A 6,246-nucleotide genomic window follows, 5' to 3' on the forward strand; every position below is an offset into this window, starting at 1 on the left:
GGCGAGCCCCGGCACACCTCACGCTCCACAAAGTTGAGTCGCAACTTGTCAATTTTCTCGGTGCGAGGTAGATAAATGAGACGTGGAGCATCACCCAGGTCCGCACAGCGAAGGGAGATGACTCGTGATGCTCATGCGCACCGATCCATTCCGTGAGTTCGACCGGCTGGCACAGCAGGTCCTCGGGGCCCGGCCGCAGTCGGCCGTGATGCCCATGGACGCCTACCGGTCCGGCGACACCTTCGTCGTCGAGTTCGACCTTCCGGGCGTGACTCCGGAGTCCATCGACATCGACGTCGAGCGGAACGTCCTGACGGTCCGCGCCGAACGCCGCCCCACGGCGGGCACGGACATCGAGGTCATCGCCGGAGAGCGGCCCACCGGGCAGTTCAGCCGCCAGCTCTTCCTCGGCGACTCGCTGGACACCGAACGCATCGACGCCCGGTACGACAACGGCGTCCTGACCCTCCGGCTGCCGATCGCGGAGCACGCCAAGCCCCGCAAGATCGTCGTCGGCGGCGGGGAGCGCAAGCAGCTCAGCGCCTGACCGGTCCCGGACCCGGCCCGCACCTGAGCGGGGCCTGAGCGGCGGCGGACACCGTGTGGTCGGCGCCGCTCAGGCCCCCGGGCTCCACCCCTCCCTTCCCCCGCCTTCCCCACCTCTTCACCCTTTGTGACCACTTCCGACCCCCTATGGTTTTCGTCCCTCTCCCCCCCGTACCGCCCCCTTTCCCCGGCGGCCTGGAGCGAAGGAGCAGCAACGCATGCGGTGGAGTGAATGCATCGAACAGGTACGCGAGTACGGGCAGTACCCCACCACCCGGGAAGCCGAACGGGTCACCCGGATCGTGCTGTCCGCCCTCGGCGGGCACCTCGGCGACGCCGACCGCGCCGCACTCGCCGCCCGCCTCCCCGAGGAGGCGGCCCGCGTACTGACCGGCCAGGTCGCGGCGACCCGGCCGCTGCGCGGCGCCGAATTCGTCGAGAACGTCGCCCTCCGGCTGGGCGGAGCCGGGCACGACACCGCCCGCTGGGACGTCAGCTCGGTCCTCAGCACCGTGGCCCAGCTCGCCGGCGACGAGCTGACCGACCGGATCATCGACCACCTCCCCGAGGGATACGCCCTCCTCTTCGGCCGCGCCCAGCTCGTCTGACCGCCCGCCCCGCCCGTCCACCGCCCCGGTGGGCCGCGGCCCGCCGGGCGGGTCGCGGCCCACCGGGGTTTTCCGTGCCGGGGCGCGGTTACCCGGCGCGCGACACGATCGCGTCCGCGCGCCGCAGAGCCCGCGAAACCCCCGAAGAAGGAGGACCGGCTCCATGACCGCGCCCAGCACCCGCCAGAAGTCCTACGGATACGTCCTGTCCTGCGAGGACTACGGACCCCGCGAGCTGACCGAACAGGCGCGGATGGCCGAGGCGGCCGGCTTCGACTGGCTGTGGATCTCCGACCACTACCACCCCTGGAACGACGAGCAGGGCAACAGCCCCTTCGTGTGGTCGGTCATCGGCGCCCTCTCCGAGGTCACCTCCCTGCCCGTGCAGACCGCCGTGACCTGCCCCACGATCCGCATCCACCCGGCCGTGGTGGCCCAGGCCGCGGCCACCGCCGCGGTGCAGCTCCAGGGCCGGTTCCGGCTCGGCGTGGGCAGCGGCGAGGCCCTCAACGAGCACATCCTCGGCACCGCCTGGCCCACCGCCCCGGTCCGGCTGGAGATGCTGGAGGAGGCCGTCGAGGTCATCCGCAAGCTGTTCACCGGCAAGGAGATCACCCACCGCGGCAGGCACTACACCGTGGAGAACGCCCGCCTGTACACCCGCCCGGAGCAGCCCGTGCCGATCGACATCTCCGGCTACGGACCGGTCGCCACCGACCTGGCCGCCCGGATCGGCGACGGCTACATCAACACCGGCCCCGAGGCCGGGATGCTCAGCCGCTTCCGCGAGCACGGCGGCGGGGACAAGCCGTCCTTCACCGGCCTGAAGTGCGCCTACGACACCGACCGGGACAACGCGGTGCGCACCGTGCTGCGCCGCTGGCCCAACAGCTTCCTGCCCGGGGAGCTGGGCTCCGTGCTGCCCACCCCCACCTTCTTCGAGCAGGCCACCCAGCTGGTCACCGAGGAGCACGTGCGCAACGGGCCGATGCCGCTGGGCGACGACCCCGAGGAGCACATCCGCTCGCTGACCGCCGCCGCCGAGGCCGGCTACGACGCCGTCATGATGGCCCAGATCGGCCCGGACCTGCGCGGCTTCTTCGAGCTGTACCGCACCAAGGTCCTCCCCCAGCTCCCCCGCTGATCCAGCGCCCCGGCCGCGACCGCGGCCCTCGCCGAGGAGGCGAGCCCTCATGAGAACCAGTCCCACGGTCGCCGACCAGGTGCTGTCCCGGCTGCGCGACTGGGGCGTCGAGGCGGTGTTCGGCTACCCGGGCGACTCCCTCGGCGGCCTGCTCGCCGCCTGGGGCCGGGCCGAGAACGAACCACGGTTCGTGCAGGCCCGTCACGAGGAGGCAGCCGCCCTCCAGGCCGTCGGCCACGCCCGGGTCAGCGGCGCCCCCGGGGTGTGCGCCGCCGGCGGCCCCGGCGCGGTACGCCTGCTGCCCGGCCTCTACGACGCCCGGCTGGACCATGTGCCGGCGGTGGCGCTGGCCGGCGCGGCCGCCCGCCGCTCCGCGGGCGGCGCCCACCGGCAGGAGCCCGACCTGCACACCCTGTTCAAGGACGCGGCCTCCGGCTACGTGGAGACCGTCACCGTCCCGGAGCAGCTCCCGCAGGTGCTGGACCGGGCCCTGCGCACCGCCTGGGCCCGGCACGCGCCCACCGCCGTGATCCTCCCCGCCGATGTCCAGGAACTGCCCTGGGAGCCGCCCGCGCACCCGCCCGGCACCGTCCCGTCCAGCCGGGACCTGACCGCCTGGACCACCGTGCCCGAACCGGACGCGCTGTCCCGGGCCGCGGCCGTCCTCAACGCGGGCCGCCGCACCGCGATCCTGGTCGGACAGGGCGCCTCCGGAGCCCGCGCCGAGATCGAGGAGCTGGCCGCCGCGCTGCACGCGGGCGTGGCCAAGGCCCTGCTCGGCAAGGACGTACTGCCCGACACCCTGCCCTATGTGACAGGAACCGTCGGCCCGCTCGGCACCCGGCCGTCCTGGGAGCTGATGCGGGACTGCGACACCCTGCTGGTCATCGGCTCCCGCCTGCCCCACGGCGCATTCCTGCCCGATGCCCGGCACGCCCGCGGTATCCAGATCGATGCGGACCCCCGCATGGTGGGCATGCACTACCCCTTCGAGGTCAACCTGGTGGGCGGCGCACGCGACACCCTGCGGGCGCTTCTGCCGCTGCTGCGCCGCGACAAGAAGGCCCACGAGGAGGCCCGGGCCTGGCAGCGGCGGGTGGCGGACTCGGTCGAACACTGGTACCGGGCGCTGGCCCGGCAGGCCGAGCAGCCCGGCGACCCGGTGAACCCGCAGTATGTGGCGCACTGCCTGGACCCGCTGCTGCCGCCGGACGCCATCGTCACCGTCGACTCGGTCTCCGTCACCACCTGGTTCGCCCGGCATGTGCGGATGCGGGGACGGATGCGGGCCTCGCTCTCCGGCACGCCCGCCGCCACGGGCCGCGCCCTGCCCTACGCCGTCGGCGCCAAGTTCGCCCACCCGGACCGGCCGGTGATCGCCCTGGCCGGGGACGGCGCCATGCAGGCCGGCNCTGGCCGGGGACGGCGCCATGCAGGCCGGCGGCATGAACGAGCTGATCACCGCCGCCACGTACCACTGGGCGTGGGAGAACCAGCGGCTGGTCGTCGCGGTCTTGAACAACCGGGAGCTCAACCAGGTGACCTGGGAGATGCGGGCCGCCTCCGGCGCGCCCCCGTTCCGGCCCGCACGGGACCTCCCGGACGTCTCGATGGCCTCCTTCGCCCGCACGCTGGGGCTGACCGGCATCCGGGTGGAGAAGCCGGAACAGGTGGCGGACGGCTGGCGGGAGGCGCTGGCCGCGCACGGGCCGGCGGTCGTGGAGTTCCTCACCGACCCCGCGGTGCCGCCGCTCCCGCCCTCCGCCGGCTGGGAGGAGCTGGAGTCCGCCACCGGTCCGGGCGGCCGCCCGGCGGCCGAGGCCGACGGCCGGGGCCGGGACCGGCCGGGGGCGGAGCCGGCCCGGCGCGGCCTGCGCGCCCGCCTCCAGGACATCCTCCCCAGCGGCGGCGGCAGCGGCGGCAGCGGCAGCAGCGGCGGCGGACGCGGCTGAGAACCGGGCGCGGTTTCCGGATCACCCGAGGGGTACCCGGGGCCCATGAACATGCCTCCCAACGAGCCGCCCGGCCGCGACGAGCTCCCGATCCCGGGGTACGACCAGCTCACCCCGGGCGAACTGGAGCACCGCATCCGCTCGCTCGGTGAGGGCGAGCTGGAGAAGCTGCTGGCCTACGAGCGTGCGCACGCCGACCGCCCGGCCGTGGTGCGGCTGCTGTCCGTACGTCTGGCAGACCTGCAGGCGGGCGCCACCCCCACCCCGGGCGGCGAGGGCCGGCCCGGGCACGCCGATGCCACGCGCACCGGCTCGCCGGTCGAACCGGGCACCTCACCGCAGCCGTTCTCCGCCCCGCCGCACGGCAATCCCCGGCAGTGGGGCAAGCCCAAGGGAGATGACCGCATCCCATGACGCACCACCACGCAGAACCCCGCCACGGCCGCCGCCGTCGCGACGGCGCCACCCCGGCCGCGCCGGACCGGCCGGCCACCCCCGAACCGCCCCCCGCCTGGGACGGCGCGGGGAACCTCAGGCCGGGCGAGACGCCCCCGGCCGAGGGCAGCATGTCGGAGACCGGCCCCTACGAGTCCCACAACCCCACCCGGGGCTGGGGCCCGGTGCCGCTGCTGCTGATCGTTCTTCTCGCCGCGTCGTTCGTGGCGTTCTTCATCGCCTACGCCATCGTCATCATCACCGGCTGAGCCGGACGGCCGGCGGGGCGAGCCGGACCCGGGGACGGGGCGGCGACGGGACGGGGAGGAAAACCGCGCCCGGTCCGTTCCGTGTCCCGGTCCGTGCCCCGGGGCGCTGCGGGCGCTGGTCCGGGCGCGGCGGGGGCGGAGAGGACCACGGAGCAACGGAGACGGACGCCGGGGGACGCGGGGGACGCCAGAAGGACGCAGAGGAGGACTGCCGTGGCCAACGGTGACGAGGAGCGGGGGAAGCAGGGTGTGCCGCGGTCGCGGTCGGGAATGCTGGGGCGGCGGTTCCCGCGCACCGGGGACGAACCGATCACCGCGCAGAGCGCCCTGGGCCTGCGGCTGCTGCTGTCGCTGATCTTCGTCCCGGTCTTCCTCTTCCTCACCATCGTGTTCCTGGTGTGGTGGCTGACCAGCGACGCCGGGGACACGCCGAGCCCCGAGGATCTGCGGGTGCTCACCATCATCGGCGCGGCGGTGACTGCGCTGGCCGGTATCGACCTGGCCGTGATCGTGCGGCGCCTCCGCCGTGAACGGGGCAGCGGCGGAGGCGGCGGCGGAGGCGGCGGCGTCAGCCGGCGTTGATGCCGTGGGTCTGCGCGATCTCCAGCAGGCCGCCCAGGTAGCCGCAGGTCACCGCGTGGAAGCCCCACCCGCCGGGCCCCCGGTACAGCTCCCCCACCGTCATCGCCGAGGCGTCCGGCGCGCCCGCCGGCACCCGGTAGCCGCACAGTTCCGCGCCGCTCTCCGCGTCACACACCCGGACCGTGAGCCGGCGCAGCAGCCCGGTGTCGTGCCCCCGCTCCTGGGCGGCGTGGATGGACAGCGCCAGCACCACCCGCTCCGCCTCCACCGCCAGCAGCGGGATGCTCACCCCCACCCGGCGCTCGGTGGCTCCCGGCTCCGGCTCGTCCAGCCACACGCTCTGATCGGGCGCACCCACGTTGTTGTAGAAGACGAAGTGCAGATCGCTCAGCACCTCGCCGCCGCTGCCCACCACGAAGACGCTGGCGTCCACCTCCGGCTGCACCGCCAGGCCGGGGTCCGCGCTCCAGGTGAGGCGGACGGTGAGCCGTTCCGCGTCCTGCGGCAGCGGCCCGGACTTCTGGCCCGGCCGCAGCACCCCCTCGCGCGGTGACCCGGGCCGCTCGGCCTGCCGGGCCCCGGGCAGCAGCTGCGACTCCGGAAGCGGCACCGTGCTGCCGACCGGCGGCGTCAGCACGGCCAGCCGCGGGTCGACGGTGGTCGGCGCGTAGTCGCGCCCCCCGCCGCGGGCCGCGCCGCCCGGCACGCCG

The 6,246-nt window shown here is 74.6% G+C and carries 7 protein-coding genes and 1 pseudogene; 7 read left to right on the plus strand and 1 reads right to left on the minus strand.

Features of this window, described 5'->3' with window-relative positions; translation table 11 throughout:
* Positions 1-127 precede the first annotated feature (127 nt).
* The 7 genes and pseudogenes from GQS09_RS13920 (at position 128) to GQS09_RS13950 (ending at position 5,536) form a co-directional block, all read left to right on the plus strand.
* Entirely contained in the window at positions 128-547 is a 420-nt protein-coding gene (locus GQS09_RS13920; RefSeq protein WP_165986374.1) for an Hsp20/alpha crystallin family protein, read from the plus strand.
* Between the two features lie 217 nt (positions 548-764).
* Complete coding sequence (locus tag GQS09_RS13925; protein WP_165986367.1) at positions 765-1,154, plus strand: DUF2267 domain-containing protein; 390 nt, start codon at positions 765-767, stop codon at positions 1,152-1,154.
* Between the two features lie 163 nt (positions 1,155-1,317).
* Positions 1,318-2,298: a TIGR03557 family F420-dependent LLM class oxidoreductase gene (locus GQS09_RS13930; protein WP_165986368.1), complete on the plus strand. Its 981-nt coding sequence runs from the start codon at positions 1,318-1,320 to the stop codon at positions 2,296-2,298.
* 49 nt (positions 2,299-2,347) lie between these two features.
* Positions 2,348-4,250, plus strand: a pseudogene (locus tag GQS09_RS13935) (thiamine pyrophosphate-dependent enzyme).
* Between the two features lie 45 nt (positions 4,251-4,295).
* Complete coding sequence (locus GQS09_RS13940) at positions 4,296-4,664, plus strand: hypothetical protein (protein WP_243761403.1); 369 nt, start codon at positions 4,296-4,298, stop codon at positions 4,662-4,664.
* Complete coding sequence (locus GQS09_RS28615; protein WP_207957808.1) at positions 4,661-4,954, plus strand: DUF6480 family protein; 294 nt, start codon at positions 4,661-4,663, stop codon at positions 4,952-4,954. The genes GQS09_RS13940 and GQS09_RS28615 overlap by 4 nt, the downstream gene beginning before the upstream one ends.
* Positions 4,955-5,167: 213 nt before the next feature.
* Positions 5,168-5,536 (plus strand): hypothetical protein, encoded by a 369-nt coding sequence (locus tag GQS09_RS13950; protein ID WP_313896133.1) that lies wholly within the window; start codon positions 5,168-5,170, stop codon positions 5,534-5,536.
* Here the strand turns inward: GQS09_RS13950 and GQS09_RS13955 are convergent.
* Positions 5,523-6,246: TerD family protein (locus GQS09_RS13955; RefSeq protein ID WP_165986369.1), on the minus strand; the 724-nt coding region annotated here is incomplete at its 5' end. The two genes, GQS09_RS13950 and GQS09_RS13955, sit on opposite strands and share 14 nt — an antisense overlap.

Origin of the sequence: Streptomyces sp. YIM 98790 (assembly GCF_011421595.1) — a bacterium.
In the GTDB taxonomy this organism is placed as follows: Bacteria; Actinomycetota; Actinomycetes; order Streptomycetales; family Streptomycetaceae; genus Streptomyces.

Bases quoted from the DNA above. Each gene is read 5' to 3' on its own strand.
- GQS09_RS13925 (WP_165986367.1), top strand. From the start codon at position 765: ATGCGGTGGAGTGAATGCATCGAACAGGTACGCGAGTACGGGCAGTAC.
- GQS09_RS13920 (WP_165986374.1), top strand. From the start codon at position 128: ATGCTCATGCGCACCGATCCATTCCGTGAGTTCGACCGGCTGGCACAG.
- GQS09_RS13930 (WP_165986368.1), top strand. From the start codon at position 1,318: ATGACCGCGCCCAGCACCCGCCAGAAGTCCTACGGATACGTCCTGTCC.
- GQS09_RS13940 (WP_243761403.1), top strand. From the start codon at position 4,296: ATGAACATGCCTCCCAACGAGCCGCCCGGCCGCGACGAGCTCCCGATC.
- GQS09_RS28615 (WP_207957808.1), top strand. From the start codon at position 4,661: ATGACGCACCACCACGCAGAACCCCGCCACGGCCGCCGCCGTCGCGAC.